Annotated in this window: 30 protein-coding genes; 23 read left to right on the top strand and 7 right to left on the bottom strand. The window is 74.3% G+C overall.

The features are described 5' to 3' along the window. The first annotated feature begins 35 nt into the window (after window positions 1-35). The 3 genes from TEK04_RS10490 to TEK04_RS10500 are packed head-to-tail and all read left to right on the top strand — an operon-like array spanning window position 36 to window position 2,437. Window positions 36-800, top strand: a complete 765-nt coding sequence (locus tag TEK04_RS10490; protein WP_336404287.1) for a COG4705 family protein — start codon at window positions 36-38, stop codon at window positions 798-800. Then, on the top strand, window positions 797-1,633 hold the full coding sequence (locus TEK04_RS10495; RefSeq protein WP_336404288.1) for an undecaprenyl-diphosphate phosphatase: 837 nt from the start codon (window positions 797-799) through the stop codon (window positions 1,631-1,633). The genes TEK04_RS10490 and TEK04_RS10495 overlap by 4 nt, the downstream gene beginning before the upstream one ends. A gap of 24 nt (window positions 1,634-1,657) precedes the next feature. Next, window positions 1,658-2,437 (top strand): ABC transporter permease, encoded by a 780-nt coding sequence (locus tag TEK04_RS10500; RefSeq protein ID WP_336404289.1) that lies wholly within the window; start codon window positions 1,658-1,660, stop codon window positions 2,435-2,437. A 194-nt stretch (window positions 2,438-2,631) separates the two neighbouring features. Here the strand turns inward: TEK04_RS10500 and TEK04_RS10505 are convergent, their stop codons facing one another. After that, a complete protein-coding gene (locus TEK04_RS10505; RefSeq protein WP_336404290.1) occupies window positions 2,632-3,198 on the bottom strand; it encodes a hypothetical protein in 567 nt (188 codons plus the stop codon). A gap of 290 nt (window positions 3,199-3,488) precedes the next feature. Between TEK04_RS10505 and TEK04_RS10510 the strand changes: the two genes are divergently transcribed. From TEK04_RS10510 to TEK04_RS10535, 6 genes are read left to right on the top strand one after another with little or no spacing between them, the layout of a single operon-like run. Further along, window positions 3,489-3,716 (top strand): VOC family protein, encoded by a 228-nt coding sequence (locus TEK04_RS10510; RefSeq protein WP_336404291.1) that lies wholly within the window; start codon window positions 3,489-3,491, stop codon window positions 3,714-3,716. A 4-nt stretch (window positions 3,717-3,720) separates the two neighbouring features. After that, window positions 3,721-4,689: a fumarylacetoacetate hydrolase family protein gene (locus TEK04_RS10515; protein WP_336404292.1), complete on the top strand. Its 969-nt coding sequence runs from the start codon at window positions 3,721-3,723 to the stop codon at window positions 4,687-4,689. Beyond that, the gene (locus TEK04_RS10520) at window positions 4,686-5,456 is read left to right on the top strand and encodes an SDR family NAD(P)-dependent oxidoreductase (RefSeq protein WP_336404293.1); all 771 of its coding nucleotides are present in this window, start codon (window positions 4,686-4,688) and stop codon (window positions 5,454-5,456) included. The genes TEK04_RS10515 and TEK04_RS10520 overlap by 4 nt, the downstream gene beginning before the upstream one ends. Then, window positions 5,453-5,758 (top strand): SDR family NAD(P)-dependent oxidoreductase, encoded by a 306-nt coding sequence (locus TEK04_RS10525; RefSeq protein ID WP_336404294.1) that lies wholly within the window; start codon window positions 5,453-5,455, stop codon window positions 5,756-5,758. Before TEK04_RS10520 ends, TEK04_RS10525 begins: the two co-directional genes overlap by 4 nt. A gap of 21 nt (window positions 5,759-5,779) precedes the next feature. Continuing rightward, entirely contained in the window at window positions 5,780-6,970 is a 1,191-nt protein-coding gene (locus TEK04_RS10530; RefSeq protein WP_336404295.1) for an alpha/beta hydrolase family protein, read from the top strand. Between the two features lie 32 nt (window positions 6,971-7,002). Further along, a complete protein-coding gene (locus TEK04_RS10535) occupies window positions 7,003-7,221 on the top strand; it encodes a hypothetical protein (protein WP_336404296.1) in 219 nt (72 codons plus the stop codon). A gap of 23 nt (window positions 7,222-7,244) precedes the next feature. On the opposite strand, the gene TEK04_RS10540 is transcribed toward TEK04_RS10535, so the two are convergent. From TEK04_RS10540 to TEK04_RS10550, 3 genes are all read right to left on the bottom strand, one after another. After that, a complete protein-coding gene (locus TEK04_RS10540) occupies window positions 7,245-7,598 on the bottom strand; it encodes an alcohol dehydrogenase catalytic domain-containing protein (RefSeq protein ID WP_336404297.1) in 354 nt (117 codons plus the stop codon). Window positions 7,599-8,067: 469 nt separating this feature from the next. Beyond that, entirely contained in the window at window positions 8,068-9,009 is a 942-nt protein-coding gene (locus TEK04_RS10545; RefSeq protein WP_336404298.1) for an ABC transporter ATP-binding protein, read from the bottom strand. Window positions 9,010-9,266: 257 nt separating this feature from the next. After that, complete coding sequence (locus TEK04_RS10550) at window positions 9,267-9,938, bottom strand: response regulator (RefSeq protein ID WP_336404299.1); 672 nt, start codon at window positions 9,936-9,938, stop codon at window positions 9,267-9,269. A gap of 386 nt (window positions 9,939-10,324) precedes the next feature. Here TEK04_RS10550 and TEK04_RS10555 point away from each other — a divergent pair, with 386 nt between their 5' ends. From TEK04_RS10555 to TEK04_RS10610, 12 genes are all read left to right on the top strand, one after another. Continuing rightward, a complete protein-coding gene (locus tag TEK04_RS10555) occupies window positions 10,325-11,359 on the top strand; it encodes an Acg family FMN-binding oxidoreductase (protein ID WP_336404300.1) in 1,035 nt (344 codons plus the stop codon). A 122-nt stretch (window positions 11,360-11,481) separates the two neighbouring features. Next, on the top strand, window positions 11,482-12,369 hold the full coding sequence (locus TEK04_RS10560; protein ID WP_336404301.1) for a nitroreductase family protein: 888 nt from the start codon (window positions 11,482-11,484) through the stop codon (window positions 12,367-12,369). A gap of 39 nt (window positions 12,370-12,408) precedes the next feature. Beyond that, the gene (locus tag TEK04_RS10565; RefSeq protein WP_336404302.1) at window positions 12,409-13,059 is read left to right on the top strand and encodes a CBS domain-containing protein; all 651 of its coding nucleotides are present in this window, start codon (window positions 12,409-12,411) and stop codon (window positions 13,057-13,059) included. Between the two features lie 330 nt (window positions 13,060-13,389). Then, window positions 13,390-15,837 (top strand): phosphoketolase family protein, encoded by a 2,448-nt coding sequence (locus tag TEK04_RS10570; RefSeq protein ID WP_336404303.1) that lies wholly within the window; start codon window positions 13,390-13,392, stop codon window positions 15,835-15,837. Beyond that, a complete protein-coding gene (locus TEK04_RS10575) occupies window positions 15,834-16,751 on the top strand; it encodes a universal stress protein (protein ID WP_336404304.1) in 918 nt (305 codons plus the stop codon). Before TEK04_RS10570 ends, TEK04_RS10575 begins: the two co-directional genes overlap by 4 nt. Then, window positions 16,748-17,305 (top strand): flavodoxin domain-containing protein, encoded by a 558-nt coding sequence (locus TEK04_RS10580; RefSeq protein ID WP_336404305.1) that lies wholly within the window; start codon window positions 16,748-16,750, stop codon window positions 17,303-17,305. Before TEK04_RS10575 ends, TEK04_RS10580 begins: the two co-directional genes overlap by 4 nt. Then, window positions 17,302-17,736 carry a pyridoxamine 5'-phosphate oxidase family protein gene (locus TEK04_RS10585; protein ID WP_336404306.1) on the top strand — a complete coding sequence of 145 codons (435 nt, stop codon included), beginning with the start codon at window positions 17,302-17,304 and terminating at the stop codon, window positions 17,734-17,736. The genes TEK04_RS10580 and TEK04_RS10585 overlap by 4 nt, the downstream gene beginning before the upstream one ends. A gap of 34 nt (window positions 17,737-17,770) precedes the next feature. After that, entirely contained in the window at window positions 17,771-19,486 is a 1,716-nt protein-coding gene (locus TEK04_RS10590; RefSeq protein WP_336404307.1) for a GAF domain-containing sensor histidine kinase, read from the top strand. A 98-nt stretch (window positions 19,487-19,584) separates the two neighbouring features. Beyond that, window positions 19,585-20,094, top strand: coding sequence for a universal stress protein (locus TEK04_RS10595; protein WP_336404308.1), 510 nt, complete (start codon window positions 19,585-19,587; stop codon window positions 20,092-20,094). A gap of 13 nt (window positions 20,095-20,107) precedes the next feature. Beyond that, a complete protein-coding gene (locus TEK04_RS10600; RefSeq protein WP_432277329.1) occupies window positions 20,108-20,710 on the top strand; it encodes an Rv1733c family protein in 603 nt (200 codons plus the stop codon). Further along, a complete protein-coding gene (locus TEK04_RS10605) occupies window positions 20,707-21,573 on the top strand; it encodes a universal stress protein (protein WP_336404310.1) in 867 nt (288 codons plus the stop codon). Before TEK04_RS10600 ends, TEK04_RS10605 begins: the two co-directional genes overlap by 4 nt. Window positions 21,574-21,649: 76 nt before the next feature. Continuing rightward, complete coding sequence (locus TEK04_RS10610) at window positions 21,650-21,859, top strand: hypothetical protein (RefSeq protein ID WP_336404311.1); 210 nt, start codon at window positions 21,650-21,652, stop codon at window positions 21,857-21,859. Here the strand turns inward: TEK04_RS10610 and TEK04_RS21300 are convergent. Together TEK04_RS21300 and TEK04_RS10615 are read right to left on the bottom strand one after the other, a co-directional pair. Then, complete coding sequence (locus TEK04_RS21300) at window positions 21,840-21,992, bottom strand: universal stress protein (protein WP_349257746.1); 153 nt, start codon at window positions 21,990-21,992, stop codon at window positions 21,840-21,842. The two genes, TEK04_RS10610 and TEK04_RS21300, sit on opposite strands and share 20 nt — an antisense overlap. A 139-nt stretch (window positions 21,993-22,131) precedes the next feature. Then, a complete protein-coding gene (locus tag TEK04_RS10615; protein WP_336404312.1) occupies window positions 22,132-22,734 on the bottom strand; it encodes a universal stress protein in 603 nt (200 codons plus the stop codon). On the opposite strand from TEK04_RS10615, the gene TEK04_RS10620 reads away from it, so the two are divergent. Further along, complete coding sequence (locus TEK04_RS10620; RefSeq protein WP_336404313.1) at window positions 22,621-23,778, top strand: Acg family FMN-binding oxidoreductase; 1,158 nt, start codon at window positions 22,621-22,623, stop codon at window positions 23,776-23,778. The genes TEK04_RS10615 and TEK04_RS10620 overlap by 114 nt on opposite strands. Window positions 23,779-23,808: 30 nt before the next feature. Beyond that, the gene (locus TEK04_RS10625) at window positions 23,809-24,672 is read left to right on the top strand and encodes a CPBP family intramembrane glutamic endopeptidase (RefSeq protein ID WP_336404314.1); all 864 of its coding nucleotides are present in this window, start codon (window positions 23,809-23,811) and stop codon (window positions 24,670-24,672) included. Window positions 24,673-24,726: 54 nt separating this feature from the next. On the opposite strand, the gene TEK04_RS10630 is transcribed toward TEK04_RS10625, so the two are convergent. Continuing rightward, window positions 24,727-25,029, bottom strand: a complete 303-nt coding sequence (locus TEK04_RS10630) for a DUF4190 domain-containing protein (RefSeq protein WP_336404315.1) — start codon at window positions 25,027-25,029, stop codon at window positions 24,727-24,729. Between the last annotated feature and the right edge of the window lies 1 nt (window position 25,030).

The raw sequence follows: 25,030 nt of genomic DNA on the forward strand, positions 1-25,030 counted from the left end.
CTCCCCCCGCCTCGTCGTCCCCCTCTGGAGCAGCCGTGCCGCAGCACGCCCCGTCCACCCGCCCCCGGGTCCCGGTCACCACCGTCAAGGTCCCCGCCGTCACCGCGGTGTTCTGGCTGGTCAAGGTGCTCACCACCGGCACCGGCGAGGCCGCCGCCGACGGGGCGGCGGCCTGGAACCTGCCGGTCGTCGTCGCGGTGTCCGGCCTCGGCCTGGTCGCCGCCCTGTGGTGGCAGCTGCGCGCCGACCGGTGCCAGCCGGGCCGCTACTGGACCGCGGTCACGATGGTCGCGGTGTTCGGCACGATGGTCGCCGACGGCCCGCACGTCGTGCTCGGCCTGCCCTACCCGGTCACCGCCGGGCTCGCCGCGCTGGCGCTCGCCGTCGTGTTCGCGGTGTGGCACCGGCTCGAGGGCACCCTGGACGTGCACAGCATCACCACCCGACGGCGCGAGCTCCTGTACTGGGCGGCGGTGCTGACCACCTTCGCCCTGGGCACCGCCCTCGGTGACCTGGCCGCCGTGGTGTGGCACCTCGGGTTCGCCGGGTCGATCGTGCTCTTCGCCGTCGCCATCGCGGTCCCGTGGGTGGGCTGGGCCCGGTTCGGGCTGTCGCCGGTGGTCGCGTTCTGGGCCGCCTACGTGCTCACCCGCCCGCTGGGCGCCTCGGTGGCCGACTGGCTGGGCAAGCCCGCGCACCTGGCCGGCGGACTCGGCCTGGGCGACGACCCGGTCGCGGTGACCGGTCTGGTGCTCATCGCCGTGCTCGTTGCGACGACGACCCGCCGGGCGACCCGGTGAGCTGGTTCGAGGCCCTCGTCCTGGGCGTCGTGCAGGGGCTGACCGAGTTCCTGCCGGTCTCCTCCAGCGCACACCTGCGCATCGTCGGCGCCCTCGCCGGCTGGCCCGACCCGGGCGCGGCGTTCACCGCGATCATCCAGATCGGCACCGAGCTCGCCGTCCTCGTGTACTTCGCCCGCGACATCGCCCGCATCGTCACCGCCTGGGTGGGCTCCCTGCTGCACCGGGAACGCCGCGGTGACCCCGACGCCCGGATGGGCTGGCTGATCATCGTCGGCAGCATCCCCATCGTGGTGCTGGGCCTGCTGCTGCAGAAGACCATCGAGACCACCTTCCGCGACCTGCGCATCGTCGCCACCGCGCTGATCGTGTTCTCGCTGTTCCTGTTGGTCGCCGACCGGGTCGGCCGCAAGCGGCGCACGCTGGACGAGCTCACGGTCGGCCACGGCGTCGTCTTCGGGCTGGCCCAGGCCCTCGCGCTGGTCCCCGGGGTGTCCCGGTCCGGCGGCACGATCACCGCTGGCCTCTTCCTGGGCTACACACGGGAGGCGGCGGCGCGGTACTCCTTCCTGCTCGCCGTCCCGGCGGTGCTCGGGTCCGGCGCCTACCAGGCCTACGACGCCCTGCACGGCGCCACCGCGGGCACCGCCGTCGCCTGGGGCCCGACCGCGCTGGCCACGGTGGTGTCCTTCGGCGTGGGTCTGGCGGTCATCGCCTGGCTGCTCCGCTACCTGCAGCGCGGCAGCTTCGTGCCCTTCGTCGTCTACCGGGTCGCGCTCGGCGTCGTGGTGCTGGGCCTGGTCGCCGGTGGGGTGCTCGCGGCGTCCGCCTGAGAGCGTGCGGCGAGGATGACCGGCATGGGGTCCTCCGTCGTCCAGCTCGGCCCGGGCCTGCTCGTCGCGCTCGCCGCGCTGCTGGTGCTCGGCGTCCTGGTGGGCCGGGTGTCCGGGCTGGGGCAGCAGCGGCCGGTGCTGTGGGCCTGCCTGCGCGCCGCCCTGCAGCTGGCCGCGGTGTCCTCGGTGATCGTCCTCGTCGTCAGGTCGCTGTGGGCGTCGGCGGCCTTGGCCGTCATCATGCTGACGGTCGCCGCCGTCACCTCAGCCGGCCGGGTCACTGGCGGCCCGGCCTGGGGCCGCGGCGCGCCTGGTCGGGCGCTGCTGCTGGCTGCACCCATCGCTGCCGGCGTCCTCCCCGTGCTCGGGCTGGTGCTGGCCAGCGGCTCGGTCCCGCTGCGCGGGGAGGCCGTCGTCCCGGTCGCCGGCATCGTCATCGGCGGGGCCATGACCGCCACCTCGCTTGCCGGACGCCGGATGCTCGACGAGCTCGAGCAGCGACACGGCGAGGTCGAGGCCGCCCTCGCCCTGGGCTTCCTGCCCAGGGACGCCGCGATGCTCGTCGCCCAGCCGGTCGCCGCCACCGCCCTGGTCCCCGCACTCGACCAGACCCGCACCGTCGGCCTGGTCACGCTGCCCGGCGCCTACGTCGGTGTCCTCCTCGGCGGAGGGAGCGCGCTGCAGGCTGGCGCAGCACAGCTGCTGGTGCTGGTGGGTCTGCTCGCCGCCGAAGCCATCGCCGTGTGGGTCATCACCGAACAGGTCACCCGTTCCGCGGTCCGCCGCGCACGGCCGACGCAGTGATGACCGCCGGACCGACGCGGAGGTCACCACCAGACAACCCGTCGCCATCGACATGGAGTTGGTCTGCGACGAGAAGGTGCCTGAGTGCAGCACGAGTAGCGCCGGGGGGCTACTTGGTGAGCCTGCTCACCGGCCCGCGGGCTGTCGATCGGCGGTTGGGCGGGCCACTTGGATCGCGGCCCACCCCGCCACGCTTACTTGGTGGGCTCGGCGGTGTGCAAGGGGTTCAGGCCGCAGGCGCGGCGCTCGACGTCGGCGAGGCTGTAGCCCAGGGCCTGCAGATGGAGCAGGTACCGGCCGGTGGAGGGGCGCAGCTGGCGCCAGTCGTTGCGGTCGGTACGGGCCTCGTAGGCGGCCAGCACCAGCACAAGTGTTAGCAGCAGCGCCCGGCCGTCCCCGGCCTTGCCGATGAGCTCGGCCAGCGCGGTGGACCGGCCGTAGCTACCGGGGGTGACGTCGAGCAGGGTGGCGGCGAGGTGGTTGCCGCCGACGTCGGAGAGCAGGTCGGCGTCGATGGCAAGTGCGGTGGCCGTGGAGGTGGCGGTGCCCTTGGGGGCGGTCTTGCGCGCCGCCAAGGCGCGCAGCCAGTCCCGCCGCACGGTCTCGGCGCTCCCCCAGGCCTTGTTGGAGTCGATGACGTCACGGCGGCCGGTGCGTGCGGCCTCCCGCTCGCCCTCGCTCATCTCGGCGGCCGGGGTGCGGCCGGTGCCGTGGTCGGCCCAGGTGTCGACGTGGCCGTGGGCACCGGGGTCGGTGCACACCCAGCGGGGCGCGGCCCAAATGCACCATTCCCGGCGGACCCATCCCCCACCAACGGCGCCCTCGTCCTTGTCGTCCGAGTCGTCGTCTTGGTCCTGCTCGTCGTCGGTTTCGTCGTCCTGATCGGTAAGGTCGGGCAGAGGCTGGCCGTCGGCATTGACGAGCCTCCAGCCGTGCTCCCGCCCGACGTAGGCCGCATGCCCCCCGCAGCCCTGGTGGGTGTCGGCGGTGAGCCGAACGCCCTCGGCGTCGGTGAGGCGACACGCACAAGGTGTGGGGCCCGGGCCGGCACATGGCCGGCGACAACGTGTTCATGTACTTCCTGGACCCGCACGGCAACGGCCACGAGTACACCTACGGCGTCGAGACCGTCGACGAGGACACCTGGCACCCGACCGTCTACGACCTCGGCCAGCCGGAGAACCAGGACCAGTGGGGCACCGCGGAGCCGATGGACGAGCTGATCGCGAAGTCGCTGTTCAACACCCCTGACCCCGTCTTCTCGGCTCCTCCGGTCTGAGCCGATGCGGTTCGCCACCTGGGAGACCGGTGGTGCGGTGCAGTCCGGCGTCGTCTCCCACGCCGGGCTGCACCCGCTGCCGGACGGAACGACGGTGCTGGACCTGGTCCGCAGCGGACTGCCCGCCGCCCTGGCGGCAGGCACCGAGGCGCTGGCCGGTCCAGCGGTGCCGCTGGCCGGCGTCCGGTTGTTGCCGCCGCTGGCCGCGCCGACGGTGCGCGACTTCGTCGCGTTCGAGGAGCACGTCGAGGGCGTGGTCAAGAGCGTTGCCGGCGGCGGCGGGGTGGCGCCGGAGTGGTACCAGGCGCCGACGTTCTACTTCACGAACCCCTACGCCCTGGTCGGCGCGTTCGACGACGTGCCGGTACCGCCGGGCAGCGAGCGGTTCGACTTCGAGCTCGAGGTCGCGGTCGTCGTCGGCCGCGACGGCGCCTCGCTGACCCCGGAGCAGGCCCACGAGGCGATCTTCGGCTACACGGTGCTCAACGACTGGTCGGCCCGCGATCTGCAGGCCCGGGAGATGAAGGTGCAGCTCGGCCCAGCGAAGGGCAAGGACTCCGCGAGCACGCTGGGGCCGTGGCTGGTCACCGCCGACGAGCTTGAGCCCTACCGCGACGCCGACGGCTTCCTGGCCCTGGACATGCGGGTGTCGGTGAACGGCGTCGAGGTCGGCCAGGACCTGCTGAGCAACATGGGCTGGCCGGTCGAGGAGCTCATCTCCTACGCCTCCCGCGGCACGCAGGTCCGCGCCGGGGACGTGCTCGGCTCGGGCACCTGCGGCAACGGCGGCTGCCTGGGCGAGCTGTGGGGTCGCCGCGGCGAGCTGGACCCGCCCCCGCTGCGGCCCGGTGACGTGGTGGAGATGACCGTCGAGGGCATCGGCACCATCCGGAACCGCGTCGTCGACGGCCTGCAGCTGCCCCCGGTGCGCCCGGCGCGGCCGCGGCCCCGCAACCGGAAGCGGCCGCAGTGACCGTGGCCGGCAAGGTCGTCGTCGTCACCGGCGCCGGCCAGGGGCAGGGCGCCGCCGAGGCCCGGCTGCTCGCCGCCCGCGGTGCGACCGTCCACGCTCTCGACCTCGGGGAGGCGCCCGCCGAGGACCTCCCCGGGGTCGAGTACCACCGGCTCGACGTCACCGACGCCACGGGCTGGACGGCACTCGCCGCCGACCTGGCCGACCGCCACGGCCGGGTCGACGGGCTCGTCGCGAACGCCGGCATCACCTGGCGCGCCCGGCTGGCCGACCTCGACCCGGCCGACCTGGCCCGGGTCACCGACGTCAACGTGACCGGCACGCTGCTGGGCATCCAGGGGCTCACCGCGCTGATGCCCGCCGGCGGGTCGATCGTGCTCGTCGGCTCGGTCGCCGCGCTGACCGGGCACTTCCCGGCCGCCTACACGGCCAGCAAGTGGGCGCTGCGCGGACTGGCGAAGGTCGCCTGCGTGGAGCTGGGCCCGCGCGGGATCCGGGTCAACACGATCCATCCCGGCTACATCCAGACGCCGATGACCGCCTCGGCGGCACCGGCGTTCCGGGACGCCAACGTCGCCGAGACCCCGCTGGGCCGCGTCGGCACCGTCGACGAGGTCGCCCCGCTGGTCGCGTTCCTGCTCAGCGACGAGGCCTCGTTCATCTCCGGCGCGGAGATCCCCGTCGACGGCGGGATGACCGCCCACGGCGGGGTCAAGTCCATCCGCGACGCCCTGTTCACAGACACCGTGTTGGAAAGAGAAGGATGAACCGGCTGGCCGGCACGGTCGCCCTGATCACCGGCACCGCCAGCGGTCAGGGGCGCGCCACCGCCCTGCTGTTCGCCGCCGAAGGCGCCACCGTCGTCGGCACCGACATCGACCCCGACGGCGCCGCCGAGACCGTCGAGCTGGTCCGCGCCGCCGGCGGCGTCATGGACAGCACCCACCCGCTCGACCTCGGCGACGAGGCAGGCGTCCAGGCCTGGATCGACGCCGCCGCGGCCGCACACGGCGGCACCAACCTCGTCGTCGACGGCGGCTGGTCCGCCGTGCTGTCCGGCGCCAACTGAAATCCCGCGAGAGGAACCCCCGTGTTCGAGTACTTCCCCGGCAACTACGTGTGGAACCTGGGCGTCGTCGCCGCCCTGAACTCCGGCGGCCTCATCGACGAGATCGACCGCGCCTGCCGGCCGATCAAGGAGGCCGCCGCCGGTGAGGACGCCGGAACGCCGGAGTTCCTGCGCGCCTGGACCGCGCTGACCGACCAGCTCGTCGCCCAGGCCGAGGACGCGGAGAAGGCCGGACATCCCCGCACCGCCGGGCAGCTGTACTTCCGGGCCACCAACTACCTGTGCAACGCCGAGCGGATGCTCGCCAACTCCGACCCGAACCGAGTCCCCACCTATCGGCGGGTACTGGAGTTGGCGCAGAAGGCCTTCGACCTCCAGGACCCCCGTGTCTCCCGGGTCGCCATCCCCTACGAGGGCACCACCCTGCCCGGCTACTTCTCCCAGGCCCCCGCCGCCGACGACGGCCCCGCTCCGGTGATCGTCCTGGTCAACGGCCTGGACTCGACGAAGGAGCACATGTACACCTCCTCCCACTGGGCCGAGCTCGCCGCCCGCGGCATCTCCTGCCTGATGCTCGACCAGCCCGGCACCGGAGAGGCGCTGCGCCTGCAGGGCCTCAGCGCCCGCATCGACACCGAGGCCTGGGCCGGCGCCGCCGTCGACTGGCTCGAGAGCCGCGACGACATCGACGCCTCGAAGATCGGCATCGTCGGCTGGTCGCTGGGCGGCTACTACGCACCGCGAGCGGCCGCCTTCGAGAAGCGCTTCGCCCTCGTCGTCGCGTGGGGCGCCAACCACAACTGGGGCGCGGTGCAGCGCCGACGCAAGGAGCGCGAGGGCGAGCGGCCGGTACCGCACTACTGGGAGCACGTCCTGTGGGTGTGGGGCAAGGACGGCGACGAGCACCACCTCGACGCCTTCCTCGACTTCGCCGACCAGATTCACCTCGACGGCGTCGTCGAGCAGATCACCGTGCCCTTCCTCATCGCGCACGGCGCCAACGACCGGCAGATCCCACTCGAGTACGCGCACCGCTCCTACGAGCAGGCGGTCAACTCCCCGAAGCGGGAGCTGCGGGTGTTCACGGCCGAGGAGGGCGCCACCGAGCACATCGGCCTGGACCACCTGCCGCACGTGAGCACCTTCATCGCGGACTGGGTTGCCGACACCTTCGCCGAGCCGAGCGCCGCCGAGATCCGACACATCGCCTGACCTCATGGGCGGCTGGAGCCGCCTCGGCCAGCGTGCCGACCTTCGCCGCGACGACGGCGCTGTCCTATCCGCGCCGCGACCGTGCCACCGCGGGGCTTCCGGCGGCGCTGCGGGAGCAGGCCGGACCCCGCCATCAGCTCGACTGGGCCACGCTGGCCGTGACCGGTCCCGACGTCTCCCGCGACGCCCGCGGCCGCGACTGGTTCGAGTACCGCGCCGAGGTCAGCACCACCGGCCACCCCGAGCCGTGACCCAGCCGCGCTGATCTCGTCGGTCAGCGCGGCTGGGTCGGAGTGCGACCTGCTTGCGGGTCAGTGACCTGGTCCAGCAGCACTCGGATGTGCCCCCACGGCAGGTGCTCCAGCGGTGGCGCGACGGCGACGACCACCCCGACCCCCTCGTGGCTGGGGACGGACGGTGGACTGGGCTGCACGGGCCGATCACCGCGCGGCTGGATGTCGGTGTGGCACAGCCCGTTGGCCTCGATCTGCACCAGCACCTCGCCCGGCCCGGGGTCGGGCACGGCCCGGTCCTCGATCTGCAGGGCCGCACCCAGGGCGGGAACGACAGCAGCCTTGATGACGTCCTCCTCGTCGGTGGACGACGTCTCCGCAGTCCTCCTGGGCACCACGCTCCGCCGTGGTGGCATCACCCGCCCAGGGCCCAAGGTCACCCCGCGCGGGGACGAGCGAACCCGGCGCCACCTCAGCCCACGTCACGCCGCCGGAACGCCATGGCGCCGACGACCAGGAGGACGAGGGCCTCGGCCACAGCCACGGCGGCGTGCGCCCACGACAGGCCGGAGACCAGGGCGTGGGGTGCGGTGAGGTCGTGGAACGGGCTCAGCGCTCATGCGCACGACGCCCAGGCAGGACACCGGGGCCAGCAGGGACAGCACCATCGCCGCCCAGCGGGCCGTGACGAGCTCGGTGCGGTGCACCGGTGTGACGAGTGTCGCCACCAGCAGCCCGTCGCATTCTGCCCGACGCACCACCCCAGCAGTGCGCGACGGACATCGGCCAGCTGCTGACCCAGCACCTCCATCCAGGTGGCCGTCCGGCGGCCCGTCCCCGCACCGGCACGCACCGCAGCAGTCGTCACCGGTGCTCCCGGTACCACGCGAGCACGCTCTGCTCCAGGTCGTCCTGACCGCACTCCAGGTCCAGCACACCGTGCTCGGCCAAGCGTGCGCACAGGGCCGGAAGAGCGGCTGGCGGGACCGCGCACTGCACCCAGTCCCCCTCCACCCGTACGTCCGCAGCACCCGGCAGGTCACGCAGCAGCTCGTACGGCATCGAGGTGCCGAGCCGCGCCCGGACCCGGAACGGCGAGCGGGCCCGGAGCTGGGCGGGAGTGCCCTCGGCCACCACCTGACCGGCCCGCAGCACCACGACCCGGTCGGCGGTCTGCTCCACCTCGGACAGCACGTGCGAGCACAGCAGGGCGGAACCCCCGGCCGCGGTTTGCTCGCCCACCAGCCGGTGGAACTCCCGTTGGCTGACGGGGTCGAGCCCCGTGGTGGGCTCGTCGAGCAGCAGGACAGCGGGTCGGTGGGCCAACGCCAGGACGACGGCGAGCTTCTGCCGGGTCCCCCGGGATGCGTCCCCGACCCGGACCCCCAGGTCCAGATCCAGCCGACGGGCCACCTCCTCGGCCCGTCCGTCGTCGGTGCCACCACGCAGCCGCCGGGACCGCCTCATCACCTGCCACCCGGTGAGCCGGGGATCCAGACCGGGTTCGGCCGGTACGTACCCCACCAGGTGGTGCACCTGCTGGGACTGCTGCCAGCAATCCCACCCGCGGACGGTCGCCCGCCCGCTGGTGGGCCGCAGCAGCCCCAGCAGCACCCGGACGGTCGTGGTCTTCCCGGATCCGTTGGGCCCGACGAACCCGACCACCTCCCCGGGCCCCAGGGTGAGGTCCACGCCGTCCAGGGCGACCACGTCACCGAAGCGTCGTGCCACGCCGCGCAGGGAGACGTCGGGCGTCCGCGGTGCCGGTCTCGACGTCGAGACCCGGGACTGGTCCATGGTGGTCATCCCGCGAGCGTCGTGAGGACGGGGCGACCTGCCCAGGGCCCGAGGTCCCTGGGCCGCGGTCCACGCGTCCGGACCAGTGCGGGCGTGCGCCGGCAGGCCGGGGACGGGCACCCCGGGGTTGCGGTTCGGAGCAGGGCCGCCGACGCGGTCACCTGCTCGACGAAGCCCCGCGGCGGGGGGATGGCTTCCCCCAGCGGGGCGCGGGTGCGCGCTCGTGGTACCGGGCGCAGCACCGGGTGCACGGCGGTCCCGTCCCGTCACCGGGGCGAGGCCGCGCCGCGCAGCTCGGTGGCCAGGATCGCGACCTGCGTACGCCGTTCGAGACCGAGCTTCGCCAACAGGTGCGAGACGTAGTTCTTGATCGTCTTCTCGGCCAGGAACATGCGCTGGCCGATCTGCCGGTTGGTCAATCCTTCGCCGATCAGTTCCAGCACGGTCCGCTCCTGGTCGCTGAGCAGTGCCACCGGACCGACGGGTTCGGCCGCCCGGCGCATCCGGTTGAGGACCGCCGCGGTCGCCGAAGGGTCCAGCAGGGACCCGCCGGCGGCCACCGTGCGGACCGCGGCGACGAGGTCCTGACCGAGGATCTGCTTGAGCAGGTACCCCGAAGCACCAGCCATGATGGCGTCGAAGAGCGCTTCGTCGTCGCCGTAGCTGGTCAGCATGACCACCTTGAGGTCGGGCATGCGCGACCGCAGCTCGCGGCAGACGGAGACCCCGTCGCCGTCGGGGAGCCGGACGTCCAGCACGGCGACGTCCGGCCGGAGGGCGGGGACCCGTGCCAGCGCCTCAGCCGCGGACCTGCCTTCCCCGACCACCTCCAGGGCCGGGTCCGCCTCGAGCACGTCGGCCACGCCGCGCCGCACGATCTCGTGGTCGTCGAGCAGGAAGACCCGGATCGTCGGTTGCTGCCGAGCGTCCTCGTCCACGTTCACCCTCCCGTCCCGGCCCCCCGGAATCCCTGACCGCGACCCTAGGCACCCAGGCTCCCCTGCACCCGAGACCAAGGTCCCTCGCCGGTCCGGGCACGTCGACCTGGGCGGATCGTTGCACCGGCCTGGTGGCCCTGCTGGCGGTCGAGCTGGGTGCCCTGGCCGTTCGGACTGCAGGCGTCGCACTCCTGGACCGCGGCCGACACCGGCAGTGGGCCCGGGAGTGGGTCGCCGTCGAACCCACCTGGCGTCACCTCGTGCGGTGGACGACACCGGGCCGTCCGCCGGGAGATGCGGGCTGTTGGTCCCTCCCGGGCGACCGCGCCCACGCGCACCGTCGGTCGCGGGGAGCGCCACCACGTCGGCTCGACGGAGGAGACGAGATGCGGCAACGCGACGAGCACCGCCCAGAGGGTGCAGGAGAGCAGGCACCCGTTCTCACCCGTGCGGGGCTGCTGCAGGCCCTCGGAGCAGCGCAGCGCGCGCCGTCGGTGCACAACACCCAGCCCTGGCGGTGGCGGCTCGCCCCGGATCAGGTCCGGCTGATCGCCGACCGCTCCCGATCCCTGCCGGCGACCGACCCGACGGGCCGCGAGCTGCGGATCAGCTGCGGCGCCGTGCTGCACCACCTCGTCACCGTGCTCCGCGCCGTCGGCCAGGCGGCCGTGGTCCAGCGCTTCCCCGATCCGGCTGACCCCTGGTTGCTGGCCGCCCTGCACATGTCCCCCACGGCACCGGGCCCCGATGACCTCGCGCTCGCTGCGGCGGTCCCGACCCGACGCACCGACCGGCGTCCCTACGCCGACTGGCCGGTCCCGCAGGGCTGGTGGCACGTGTTGACCACCACCGCGGCGGTGCACGGGGCACAGCTGCTGGCAGTCGAGCCCGACGCCCGCTGGGCAGTGGGACAGCTCGCCGAGGCTGCGGCAGCGCAGCTCGCCTCGGTGCCCGGCGTGGCAGCCGAGACCCGGGCGTGGTCAGGTCGACCCACTGGCACATCCGACGGCGTCCCGGCCGCCCTCGTACCCACCGGCCCGGACTCCGCGTCCGTCCCGCGCCGGAGCTTCGCCGCAGCCCAGCTGCCGCAGCCGGTGGGCCCCCTCCCGGAGGGGGACGGCGCGCTCCTGGCCGTCCTGGCCACCGACGTCGACGACGAGGTGCACCAACTGCGGGCTGGTGAGGCGCTGAGCGCGATCTTGCTGCACGCCACCGCGGCCGGGTTCGCCAGCCACACGATCAGCGAGGTGGTCGAGGTGTCCGAGACCCGACGCAGGCTGGCCGAGGAGGTGTCCGCCGGGCACCTGGCACCGCAGGTCCTGCTGCGGATCGGGTGGTCGCCAGCGGGCAACGCCCGGCTGCCGGCGACCGGGCGCCGGGCGGTCACCGACACCGTCGACCCGGGGGAACTCCCGTGCTGACCCTCCGGCCCGCCCGAGCGAGCGCTAGGGCCGGAGGTCCCGCCCGGGTGCTCCGTTCGCCCCCTGCCCGGGTGCGACGACCACACCAGGCTCGAGGTGACCGCCGCAGCACCGGAGGAACCGTGACCTCTGCCCCCGTCGCCAGCACCGCACCCCGGCCGATGACCCGTGCGGCACTCCGGGCGCTGCGCGACTCCGTGGACCGGGCGCGGTGCTCACCCTCGGTGGAGGACAGCCAACCGTGGCGGTGGCTGCTGCTGCCCGACCGCCTCGAGCTCCACGCCGACCGCAGCCAGGGCGTCGCCCGGCTGGACCCCGTCGGACGCGAGCTGGTGCTCAGCCTCGGATCGGTGCTGCTGGGCCTCCAGGTCGCCGCGGCGGGACGGGGCACGTCGCTCGAGGTCGACCGCACCGCGGTGGACTGGCAGCGCGGGCCGACCGCCGTCCTCCGCCCGGCCGACGGCCCCCCGGACCGCCGACTGTCCGCGTTGTCGCCCGTGCTGGAACTCCGGCGCACGACCCGCACCCCGTTGGTCGCCGACGACTGGCCCTCCCTGCTCGCCGACGACCTCCGGTCGGCCGCTGCGGACTCCGGAGCCGCCTTGACCGTCCTCGCCCCGCGGACGGCAGCTGCGGTGGCCGGGTGGACCGCCGAGGCCGCCGCCGGCGCGGTGGGGCCGGGACGGCTCAGGGTCGGCCCGAACCTGTTGTCCCGCGTCCCGTTGGCCGCCGTGAGCACAGCGGGGGACGGTCCCGAGGACTGGTTGCGGGCCGGCGAAGCCGTTCACCGGGTGCTGCTGGAGATCACCCGCCACGGCTTCCAGGGCGGCCCGTCCACGCGGGTGACCGAGGAGCCGGACGTGCGTGCGCTGGCCGGCCGCCTGGCGTGCCCGGGCAGGCACCTGCAGGCCCTGGTCCGGATCGGCAGGGGTCTGCCCGCCCCCGGTCGCCCGCCACGACGCGGGTTCGACGACGTGCTGACCGACCGCAGCGGTTCGAGATCGGCTTGACCGGATGCTGAGGAGGACGACGTGCAGGTGCGCCAGCTGATGAGCACCCCGGCAGTCACCGTCGGGCCCGCCACCCCGGCCACGTACGCGGCAGAGCTGCTCGCGGTCCACGGGTTCGCGGTGCTGCCGGTGGTGGATGCCGCGGACCACCTGCTGGGCGTGGTGTCCGAGGCCGACCTGGTGCGCGACCGGATCAGGCCCGACCCGCGACTGCACGCCCGCCGCGACACGGTGGGCCGCGGTGCGTCCGGTGACCGCGCTCCGGCGAGCCTGGTGGCGGGCATCATGACCGCACCGGCCACGGCGGTGGACGGGTCCGCCGACGCAGCGGACGCGGCGCGTCTGCTGCTGGACGGCGGCCACCGCAGCGTCCCCGTCCTGGAGCACGACCGGGTGGTCGGCGTGCTCGCCCGCCGGGACCTGCTGTCCACCCTGCTGCGGTCCGACGAGGACGTCCGGGCCGAGCTCCTCGCTCTGGTGGAGCACTACACCGGCCAGCTCGGCGCCGTCGACGTCACCGTCCGCGACGGCTGCGCCGAGCTCGTCCGCGTGCACGGTGCACCGGACCCGGACGAGGAGCGTGAGTCCGCCGCGTTGACCACACTGGCCCACACCGTCCCCGGGGTCGTCGACGTCGTGGTGCGCGACGGGGCCGTCGACGAGGGACGGGCCGGCGGGGATGCTGGATGACCGAGGGTCTGCGACGGGTGGACGACGTCATGACCTACCCCGTTGCCACCGTCACCACCGCCGCCCCGCTGGCGACGGCGGCGCCACCACCGGGCCCGCTCGCGCCTGAGCACCACCGACGGGATGGGGTCGACCCCCGTCGCGGGCACGTGCTCGGGTGCGGTCGAGGACGTCGTGGTCGAGGACGTCGTGGTCGAGGACGTCGTGGTCGAGGACGTCGTGGTCGAGGTGGCGGTCAGGGCGGTTGGGCTCCGTGCCGGGGGGACCTTGGCCCCGCCGCCCGGACGCCCCGCGCCACCACGATCGAGGCGACACCACCGGAGGAGACCCGTGACCGCGACCGAGCTCGACCGCCCCTCCCACCATGACCGGGCCGCCTTCGACGAGGCCGACCTGGACCTGGACCTGCGCTGGTGGGCAGCGGCCAACCTGCTGACCGCCGCGCAGATCTACCTGATGGACAACCCCCTGCTGCACGAGCCCCTACGACCCGCGCACATCAAGCCGCGACTGCTCGGGCACTGGGGCACCAGCCCGGGGCTGACCCTGGTGCACACCCAGCTCAACCGCTTGATCCGACGGACCGGTCACGAGGTCCTCGTGGTCACCGGGCCAGGTCACGGCGGTGCCGCGCTGCTGGCCTGCTCGTGGCTGGACGGTCACTACAGCGAGGTCCACCCCGAGGTCACGCCGGACCTGGCCGGACTCCGGCGGTTGGTGCGGCAGTTCTCGACCCCGGGCGGGGTGGGCAGCCACGCCGGCGTGCACGTGCCCGGGAGCATCCACGAGGGCGGTGAACTGGGCTACGCGCTGCTGCACGCTGCGGGCGCGGCCTTCGACGACCCCGACCTGCTGACCGTCTGCGTGGTCGGCGACGGCGAGGCCGAGACCGGTCCGCTGGCCGGGTCCTGGCGGTTGCCGGCGTTCCTGGACCCGGCACGGGACGGGGCCGTGCTCCCGGTGCTGCACCTCAACGGGTACAAGATCTCCGGCCCCACGGTGCTGGGTCGCACCTCGGACGCCGACGTGTGCGACTACCTGGCCAGCCAGGGGTGGGCACCGGTGGTCGTGTCCGGTGATGACCCGCGCCGGGTGATGCGGGAGCTGCACGACGCGTTCGCCGACGCGTACGCCGCGATCGTCGACCTGCAGCAGCGCGCCCGGGCCGGCGAGGACGTCCGACCGGCCCGGTGGCCGGCCGTCGTGCTGCGCACCCCCAAGGGCTGGACGGGACCCCGCGTCGTCGACGACGTCCGCGTCGAGGGGAGCTGGCGGGCCCACCAGATCCCCCTCACCGGGGTGCGCGAGAACTCCGCGCACCTGGCTCAGCTGCAGTCGTGGCTGCGGTCCTACCGGCCCGACCAGGCCTTCGACCACGACGGCCGGTTGGTCCCCGAGCTCGCCGCCCTGAGTCCGACCGGTGACCTGCGGATCTCGGCGTCGACCCGGGCGGGCGGGCCCCGTTACCGGGTGCGACCGCTGCCGGTGCCCGACCTGGCCCGCTACGCAGTGGACGTCCCCGCCCCGGGCACGCAGCACCAGGAGTCGACCCGTCCGCTCGGTCGCCTCCTGCGCGACCTGGTCACCGCGACCACACGACCCGACGGCGGCGGGGACTTCCGGCTCTTCTCCCCCGACGAGACCACCAGCAACCGGCTCGGCGACGTCCTGCAGGTCACCGACCGCTGCACCCAGTTGCCCGTGCACCCCGACGACGTGCACCTGGGACCGCAGGGACGGGTGATGGAGGTGCTCAGCGAGCACACCTGCGAGGGGTGGCTCGAGGGCTACACGCTCACCGGCCGGCACGGCCTGTTCGCCACCTACGAGGCCTTCGCCATGGTCGCTGCCTCGATGGTCGTCCAGCACGCCAAGTGGCTGCAGCAGGCCGCCGTCGAGCCGGGCCGCAGCGCCACCCCGTCGCTGAACGTCCTGCTGACCAGCACCTGCTGGCGCAACGACCACAACGGGTTCTCCCACCAGGGCCCCGGCTTGATCGACACCGTCGCCCCGCTGGCGCCGGAGGTCACCCGCATCTGGTTCCCCCCGGACGCCAACACCGCCCTGGTGGTGGCCGAGGAGTGCCTGCGCAGCCGGGGCCGGGTCAACCTGGTCGTCGTCGACAAGCAGGAGCACCTCCAGTACCTGGACCTGGCCCGAGCCCGCGACCTCGTGACCGCCGGTGCCGACGTGTGGGACTGGGACGGGACCGAGGAACCGGCCCGCTGGCGCATCCACCCGCCCGACGTCGTGCTGGCCGCCGCCGGGGACGTCCCCACCCTGGAGGTGCTGGCCGCCGCCCAGCTGCTGCGCCAGCACGTCCCGCACCTGCGCATCCGGGTGGTGGCGGTGGTGGACCTGCTCGCCCTGTTGCCCCCCGGTGACCACCCGGCCGCGCTGGACACCGAGCGGTTCGCCGACCTCTTCGGCACCGACACCCCGGTCGTCTTCGCCTTCCACGGCCACCCGCGGATTGTGCACCCGCTGCTGCACGGGCGACCCGACCCCGACCGCTTCCACGTCCGCGGCTTCACCGAGCACGGCAGCACCACGACGCCGTTCGACATGGTGGTGCTCAACCGGATGAGCCGCTACCACCTGGTGCTCGACGTCCTGCGCCGGAGCCGGCGGGCACCGGAGGGCGCGGACCGGCTGATCCGGTTGTGCCACCAGCAGCTGGACCGGCACCGGGAGCACGTGCTGACCGAGCTCGACGACCTGCCCGAGATCCGCAGCTGGGTCTGGGACCCCGCCCCCCTGCTGGAGGAGCACGCATGACCGCCACCGAACCCTCCGTCGTCGTCGGCGTCGACGGCTCCGACCAGGCCGTCGCTGCTGCTCGGGCCGCAGCCGCCGAGGCGGCACGGCGGAACTGGCCGCTGCGGCTGGTGCGCGCCTTCAACTGGGGAGGCATCCCGCTCCCCGGCTTCCCCGACACCTGGGCGGCTCGGGAATGCTCGCGACGCAGTGCCAACACCGACCTCGACCGACTGCTGCGCGACCTGTCCGACTGCGTTCCGCGGTGGATGACGAGCAGCTGTCTCGTCGAGGGCCAGGCAGCGAGCGCCCTGTGCCGCGCAGCCGGTCGCGACGACCTCCTCGTCGTCGGCGCCAGTGGTCAGGGCTGGGGTGCCAGTGGCGTGCTGGGATCGGTCGCGGAGGCGGTCGCTGCGCAGAGCGGGTGCCCGGTGCTGGTCCACCGGCCGCACAGGTCCGGCATGCCGATCGCCCGTCGCGTGCTGGTCGGCGTCGACGGCGGAGCCGGCTCGGCGGCCGTCCTCGACGCGGCAGCCGACGAGGCGTCCGCGCGGGGGCTACCGCTGGTGGTCCTGCACGCCTGGCGCCAGCTGACCGACGACGATCCGCACACGCTGCGGTGGCGGTTGGCCGGTGACCAGACGGCGGCGGTGGAGACCGCAGCCGTCCAGCCGGCCGTCGACCGGCTCCGTCGCCAGCGCCCCGGCCTGCAGGTGGACCTGGAGATCCGCCAGGGCCGCGCCGGCCGGGTGCTCACCCATGCGGCCGACGACACCGACCTCGTCGTCGTGGGCCGTCGAGACATGCTCTCCGGCGGCCCGGGTTCGACCGTGCACGCTGTCCTGCACCGCGCCCACGCCTCCGTCCTGCTGGTGCCCGTCGCGAGCCCCGTCGCCCCGCGCACCCACGTGCCGTCCACGGTCGCTGCCCGATGAACGAGGGGCGTGGACCACGGGTGCTCGTCGCCGTCGCCAGCCGCCACGGCGCCACGGCGGAGATGGCCGGCCATCTCGCTGTGGACCTCGAGCGCACGGCGGCGGGACAGCGCCTGGGACTGACCGCTGCGGTGCGTCTGGTGGAGCACGACCCCGACCCGGCCGGCTTCGCCGCCGTCGTGCTCGGCAGCAGCGTCTACGCCGGGCGGTGGGACCAGTCGGCCCGGCAGTGGGCCAACCGGCACCTGACCCTGCTGCGGGACCGACCGGTGTGGTTGCTCAGCAGCGGCCCCGTAGGTTCGGCGCCGTTCCCCACCGACGAGGCGCACGACGTGGACCCGATCGCCCGTCAGATCGGGGCATGCGGGCGGCGGACGTTCCCGGGACGGCTGGACCCGGACCGCCTCGGCCACGGCGAACGTGCACTGGTCCGAGCCATGCGTGCACCGATCGGCGACTTCCGCGACCGGGCCGCTCTGCGCAGCTGGGCCGACGAGATCGCCGAGCACCTCGCGGCCACCCGCGTGGACGGCACTCGGGGGGCACGTGCGTGAGCGTCAGGACCGGTGACCGCGAGATGGAGGACCTCGTGCGCGCGACCTGCCTGGACCTGCTCCGCACCGGTCAGCTGGGTCGGCTGGCCTTCACCCAAGGCGCCCTCCCGGCCGTCCACCCGGTTGCCTACGCCGTGGTGGGCGACGAGGTGGTCATCCCGACGCGGCGAGGGGGCAAGGTCGCCGCAGCCAACCGGCACGCCGTCGTCGCCTTCGAGGTCGACGAGATCGACGTCGTCGCGCGGACCGGGTGGAACGTCACCGTGGTCGGACCCTCCCGCGTGGTCGAGGACCCCCGAGAGGTCGAGATCCTCGACCGGACCGGCATCGCCCCGTGGGTCCCCGACCGCGATGCGCACTGCTACGTGGCCATCCAGGCGGTCCTGGTGCAGGGCCGCCGATTGCTCCGACCGCCGGGCGCCGATGGCTAGCCCGGACGGTGGGAGCACTGCCATGCTCGCGGCCGTGACGGCTGCCGCGCACCCCGCCGAGGGCTACCCACCCCTGGCCGGCATGCGGTTGACCGAGCTGCTGGGCGAGGTGCAGGAGCGCCTGTCCACGGTCGCGCGGACCCAGGAGAGGGTCCAGGACCTGCTCGACGCATTCCTGAGCGTGACGCGCGGGCTGGACCTGGACAGCACCCTGCTTCGCGTCACCGAGGCCGCCGCGGACCTGGTGGACGCAGAGTTCGGGGCACTGGGCGTGCTCGACCGGGGCGGCGGACTGGGTTCGTTCGTGACCACCGGGATCAGCGCCGAGCAGCGGGCCGCGATGGACCACCCGCCGCGGGGCGAGGGCGTGCTCGGGCGGCTGATCACCGACCCCCGCCCCTTGCGCCTCGACGACCTGCGCCAACACCCCGCCAGCGTCGGCGTCCCGGCCGGCCACCCACCGATGCGCAGCTTCCTCGGGGTGCCGATCACTGTTCGGGGAGCGGTGTTCGGCAACCTCTACATGACCGAGAAGCGTGGCGGAGGACCCTTCACCGCCGAGGACGAGGCCGTGCTGACCGCCCTCGCGGGAGCCGCAGGCATCGCGGTGGAGAACGCCCGGCTCTACCAGGAGGGCGAGCTCCGCCGACGATGGCTGACCGCGGTCGGCGAGGTGCGCAGCATCCTGCTCGCGGGCCAAGCACCAGAACTGGCCCTGCGGCTGGTCGTGGAGCACGTGGCGACCTTGACCGGCGCGGACGGCGCCTGGCTCGTGTCGGGGCCGGGCGCGCTCGGCGCCTACGAGGTCCGGGCCCAGACAGGAGAAGGCCTGGACGACATCATCGGCCAGCAGGTGCTGCCGGCGGACTCACCGCCGCTGCAAGCCGTCGTGGACAGCGGCTCGGTGGCCATCGTGGACATGACGGCCGCGCCCTACTCGGGACCCAATGCGCACGTGGACTGGGGCCCGGCCGTCGGTGTCCCGCTCCGCCCGGTCCAGGGACTCCAGGCGGTGGTCATCGCCGCACGCGGCGCCGGTCGTCCCGACTTCGACCCCGGCACCGGTGAGCTGGTCGGCACGTTCGTCGACCAGGTCAACCTGGCCCTGGACCTCGCGGCCCGGCAGCGCGATGCCCGCCGCCTGGACGTCTACGCCGACCGGGACCGGATCGCCCGGGACCTGCACGACCACGTCATCCAACGGCTGTTCGCCGCGGGGCTCGGTCTGCAGGCGATCCTCCCCCGCGTCGGGGACGACGACGTCCGGGCCCGGGTGGCCCGGGTCATGGACCAGCTGGACGAGACCGTGCGCGACATCCGCACCACCATCTTCGACCTGCACACCGCCGACGACACCGACCCTGCCGCCAGCGTGCGGCGTCGGGTTCTCGACGTGGCCACGGAGACGGCAGGCACCCTCATCCGACCCACCGTGCGCACGTCTGGGCCGGTGGACGCGCTGGTGACCGGCGAGCTCGCCGCCGACGTCGTGGCGGTGGTCCGGGAGGGGGTCTCCAACGCCGCCCGGCATGCCGGTGCCGAGAACGTCACCGTCACCCTCGACGTCAGTGACGAGGTGGTCGTCGAGGTCCGCGACGACGGCCGTGGCATCGACCCGGGTGCTGCGCGCAGCGGCCTGCGCAACATCGACGCGCGGGCCCGACGATGGGGTGGCGACTGCCAGGTCGCTCCCCTCCCGGACGGCGGGACCGCGGTGCGGTGGCGGGCCTCTGTGCCCTCGCCGGAGTAGGCCCGCCGACCTGGGACGGCGGGTCCGAGGGCCCTGTCGGTGCCCAGGCCGACGGCGGGACGGTGGGGGCGCAACCTCGACCGCACCCCGGAGGAACGATGTCCGACCAGCCCGTCCCGAAGATCGTCGTCGCCGTCGACGGATCCGCCCCATCGCGCGAAGCGCTTCGGTGGGGCGTGCGCCAGGCACACCTCGTCGGGGGCGTCGTGCAGGCCGTCACCGCCTGGACCTACCCCGACCTGTACGGCTGGGGCGCGGTGGGCGCCCCGGACTGGGCCGCGAACGCCCGCGAGCAGCAGGACGCCGCGGTGTCCGCCGCCCTGGACCCGGCGGACGCGACAGCCGTCGTCCGGCAGGTGCTCGAGGGCCTCACGGCCCGGGTGCTGCTGGACGCCGCCGCCGGCGCCGACCTGCTGGTCGTGGGCAGTCGCGGGCACGGCGCGTTCGCCGGGATGGTGCTGGGCTCGGTCAGCCTTCACCTGGTGACCCACGCGCCGTGCCCCGTCGTCGTCGTCCGGGCAGCGGACGAGCACCGGTCGGAGCACGACCGGGGTGCTGGGGCGACCACCTCGCACGCGGCCCCGGAGCACGCCTCGGCCCAGGCCTGATGGGCTCGGGACCGTGCACGCAGGACCGTTCCTCTGCCTCGGTCATGCCGTTCGGCGCTTCACCCTGGGGTGCGGCCCCCTCAAGCGGCGCTCCGATCGCGTCCACCTCCTGTTCAGGGTCCTGCTCGTGCTGGCCGTCGTCGTCGCGCCGGCTGTGGGCTTCTCGGCGGGTGCTGCTGCGCGCACCTGGCTCGCCGCCGCGGCCGAGGCCGACCGCACCCAGCTCACCCAGGTCGATGCCGTCCTGCAGAGCGATCCCCCGCCGATCGACGGATCCGGCGAGGGGGTGGCCTGGACCGGTGCCCGCTGGTTCTCCCCCGCAGGCGTCGTCGTCGAGGGCCGGGTGCCGGTGCCGGCCGACCGGGGCGCTGTGCACGGTGACCACGTGCCCATCTGGGTGACACCGACGGGTGAGCGCCACCGCGCACCGCAGACGGGGTCCCAGATCCGGCAACAGGCCGCTTCGATCGGGCTGGTCTCGGCCTTCGGGACTGTCCTGGGCGCCGTGTTCGCGTACGTCGGTGGCGTTGCCCTCCTGGACCGGTCTCGCCACCGCGCCTGGGCCCGGGGCTGGTCGGAGGTGGAGCCCTCGTGGCGGCGCCGGATGATGAGGTGACCGGGGCCCGCGTCGTCGCCGCCCTCGACCGGGCCGCAGGGAGCGATCTGGTCGCCGTGCGAGCCGCCGAGCAGGCGCGACGGATGCACGCGGGTTTGCTGCTGCTGCACGTCTCACCGTGGGTGGTCGAGGACGACCGGGGTCCGGTGCTGCGCGACCTGGCTGCGGCCACGGAGCTGGCGATGCGCGTGGTGGCCGACCAGCTCGTCGCGGCCGGGGCCGGGCGGGACGAGCTCGAGGTGGCCTGGCGGGTCTGCTCCGGTGAGCCGGCGGAGATGCTGGTGGCAGCGGCCGGCGGCGCCCGGATGGTGGTCGCCGGCAGACGCTCCGGTCGGGCCCCGGGGATGCTCCTGCTCGGATCCGTCGGCGCCGCCCTGCGGGAGCGCTGCCCGGTGCCGTTGCTCCTCGTGCCGACCTCCCCCGAGGTCGTGCCCGTGGGTGCACCCGGTCCGGTGGTGCTCGGCCTGGACGGGCGGCCCGACTCCGCCGGCGTCGTGGACGCCGCCTTCGCCGAAGCGGACCGACGGGGCGCCCCGTTGCTCGCCGTGCACGTCTGGGAGCAGCCCGCCCCCAGCTCGGCATGGCTGCACCCCGACGGCCCGTTGCACTTGTCCACCGCGGCGGAGGACGAGACCCGGTTGACCGCCGAGATCCTGGCCGGCCACCGCGCGCGCCACCCCGACGTCGATGTCCGTGCCGTCGTGCGGCACGGATCCGTCGCCGACTCCCTGCTGGGCGCAGCTACCTCGGCCCAGCTCCTGGTGGTCGGTCGCCGACCGCGCCGCGACCGGGGGCACCGGGGAACCGGGGCCGTGCTGGGCCGGCGAACCCCGTGCCCCTTGCTCGTGCAGCCGGTGGGCTGAGACAGGAGGTCCGAGGTCCCTGGTCACCCCGACCCGACCGTCCGAGGATGATCACCACCGCACCGAGGGAGCCGCGATGCCACCACCGGTCGACGCCGGACGGTCCGCACTGGAGACCGCCCTGGCCCAGCTGGCGCTCGACGCCCGACGACGACGGTTGCTCGCCCACGACGTCACCACTCCGCACCCCGCACGGCTGCTGGCCGCTCGTCGAGGTGCCCGCGCCCAGCACCACCCGAGGACCGGCCACGGGCGCCCTTCCCCCATCAGCCTCGCACCACGGTGACCGGGCAGGGGGCGTGCCGGACGCACTGATCGCTGACCGAACCCAGCATCAAGCCGGCGAAGCCACCGAGTCCACGCTGACCGACGTCGTCCTGGAGAGCGTCAGGCGCGGGTCGGTCACCGTGCTCGTCCATGTGCTCGCTCCTGATCTGGTCGTCCGGCCGACTGCCGACCGTGGTCCCAGGCTCATCGACGTCACGCCCGCCCGGCGGGGTCGGAGGACCTGCGCCGGGGGTCGAAGGTCCGTGGTCGGGGACGCGAACGGGATGGGGGTCAGCCCTCCGCGGGCGTCCGGTGCGCTCCCAGGACCAGCAGGTCGGCCTCCTCCGAGAGTGCCGCAAGCACGAGGTGGGGGTCGCCGTCGACCAGCCGGACCCAGGTGCGGCCACGCACGCCGGTGTCGTGCACCGCCGCCGACACCGTGGCCACCAGGTCCCGCTCGCACGCAGACCGCGCCGCTGAGCTGCCCCCGGTCCAGACCCGCACGGCCACCAACCGGGCATCCCGACGGTCGGCCTCCAGCAGTGCCCACCGCAGAGCGGCACGACTCGCTGCCGACCGCGAGACACCGCAGGCCAACCACGGACCGGGGTGCGACCACGCCGTCCCGTCCACATGCCCCTCCTCGTCCCGTCCCCGCAGGCTTCGCCGCCGCACGCGCCCGGGACCAGGGACCCAGGTCCCGCACGCGACGGTCTCGGGACCCTGCCGTCCCCGGCGCCACCGGCGGAACGTCGGCGTGGACCGACTCGAGGAGAACCCGTGATCACCGAACCCGAGCTGCCCGAGCCCGAGCTGCCCGGACCCGTCGAACTGGCGCGACTGGCCGACGTGGAGGCCGCGGCCGACGCGGCCCTGCTGGCCCCGTCGGTGCACAACACCCAACCGTGGCTGCTGGTCCTCAACCGGGACCGGATCGACGTCCGTGCCGACCGCAGCCGCCAGCTCCACGTCCTGGACCCGGCTGGCCGCGACCTGCTCATCAGCGTCGGCGCTGCCGTGCTGAACGCTCGCGCCGAGCTGGCCGCCCGCGGCCACGGAGTCCGGGTCGAACGCTTCCCCCACGCTGGCGACCCGGACCTGGCGGCCGTGCTCACGCTGGTCGACGCCCTCCCGGACCCGACGCTGGCACGTCTGGCTGCGCACGTGCGGTCCAGACGGACCAACCGCCGGGGGTACACCGCTGACCCCGTTCCCCCGACCGTGCTCGACCGGGCGATCGCGGCCGCGGCCGACGAGGACACCCTCGTCGTGCCCGTGCTGACCGAGGACCAGCACCGGACGGTGGCCCGACTCGCCCAGACCGCCGATGCGGAGCAGAACGCCGATCCCGCCTACCGTCACGAGATCCGGACCTGGACCAACCGGGACGCCCACCTCGGGGACGGCGTCCCACCGACGGCGGTGCCGAGGGTCGACGGCGGCGCGGAGGACGACGTCCCCCTGCGCGACTTCGACACCCGGGGGCAGGGAGCCTTGCCGTCGGCCACCCACGCGGGGCGCACCGGAGCGCTCCTGGTGCTCGCCAGCCACGCCGACGACGAACGGGCGTGGCTGCGCACCGGGGAGGCGATGGAACGGGTGCTGCTCGAGCTCGCCGCGGACGGGTGGGCGGCCGGACCGCTCAGCCAGATCACCGAGGTGGCCCACACCCGCGCCGCGCTGCGCCGCGAGCTGTGCTGGGACGCGCACCCCCAGCTGCTGCTCCGGGTGGGTCGCGCCGTGCCGACCACCGGGAGCCCGCGGCGCGGACGGGACGAGGTGGTCCACGGCAGCACGCGACCGGGTCCCGGCCCGGCCCAGCGACTGCCCGCCAGCCCGACGGGATGGCCGGCCGCCGGCGCCGCCCGCGCGGCCCAGGAAGTGCCCGGGCACCGCGTCCCGGTCCCCGACGGCCGCGGAGGGACGACGTGGGTGTGACCGCTGGCCCGTCGACCACGTGAGGTCCGGATGCCGACCGGCTGGGCGCTGACCTGGACCAAGCGGCACCCCGCGACGGCCTTCACCGTGCTCGCGCTGCTGCTCTCGTGGGCGGCGTGGCTGCCGCTGCTCGCGCAGACGCAGGGCTGGGTGGAGGGTTCGCCCGCGTCCGCACTCCATCTGCTGGGCAGCCTCGGGCCTGCTGGTGCCGCGATCCTGGTGACCGGGGCGACCCGCGGGAGGCACGGCCTTGCCGAGCTGGCCCGCCGGCTGACTGCCTGGCGGGCGCGCGGCCGGGCGTGGGCATTCGCCCTGGTCGTGCCGCCGGGGCTGCTCGTGGTCGCCGCGATCGCGTCGACGCTGGCGGGCGGCGGGGCTCCCAGCGATGTCGACTGGTCGGCGTTCGGCCGCTCGGAGGAGTTCGCCAGCCTCCCCCTGGTTGTCTTCTGGCTGGCCAACCTAACCTTCTTCGGCTTCGGCGAGGAGATCGGCTGGCGCGGCTTCCTCCAGCCCGAGTTGGAGCGGCGCCGCCCACGGGTGCTCGCCGCCAACCTGGTGGCGGTCGTCTGGGCGCTGTGGCACCTCCCCCTGTTCGGCATCACCCCGAGCTACCGAGCGATGCCCGCACTCGGCTTCGTCGGTTTCGCCGCCAGCATCTGGGTGGCGTCCTGGATCTTCGCCTGGCTGCTGCAGATCGGCCGGGGCAGCCTGCTGGTCGTCGCGGTCTTCCATGCCTGGTTCGACATCTCGACCACGTCGCCCCTCGGACCGGGCCTGCTGCCGACGGCGATGGGGGCAGGAACCACGCTCATCGGCTTGCTCGTGCTCCGGCACCTGCTGAACGCCGACCAGGTGGGGCACCCGGGTCCGGCGACCGAGCGGACCGGCTCCTGACGGCCCTCCGGGCCGGCGACCCCGACTGGACCGCCGGCGTCCGCGTCGATCCCCTCAGGCCTGCCACACGACCAGGACGACGATCGTCCCGACCAGGGTCAGGGCCGACAGCACCATCCCCACCGTGGCCTGGCCACGGCCGCCGTCGGTCGCCGGGGTCCTCGTCGCGCCCCGCAGCGCTGCCCATCCCAGTGCGAGACCCACCACTGCAGCCACGATGCTCACCGGCGTGAGGACGGGCGCCAGGGGCGCAGAGACCACGGACACGATGCCCAGCACCATGGCCGCGATCGCTTTCCCCTTGCCCGGCGCCGAGGACGACCGGACGTCTGCTCCGCCTTGCCTCGATGTGTTCATG

It is taken from the genome of Klenkia sesuvii, assembly GCF_037083825.1.
Taxonomy (GTDB): domain Bacteria; phylum Actinomycetota; class Actinomycetes; order Mycobacteriales; family Geodermatophilaceae; genus Klenkia; species Klenkia sesuvii.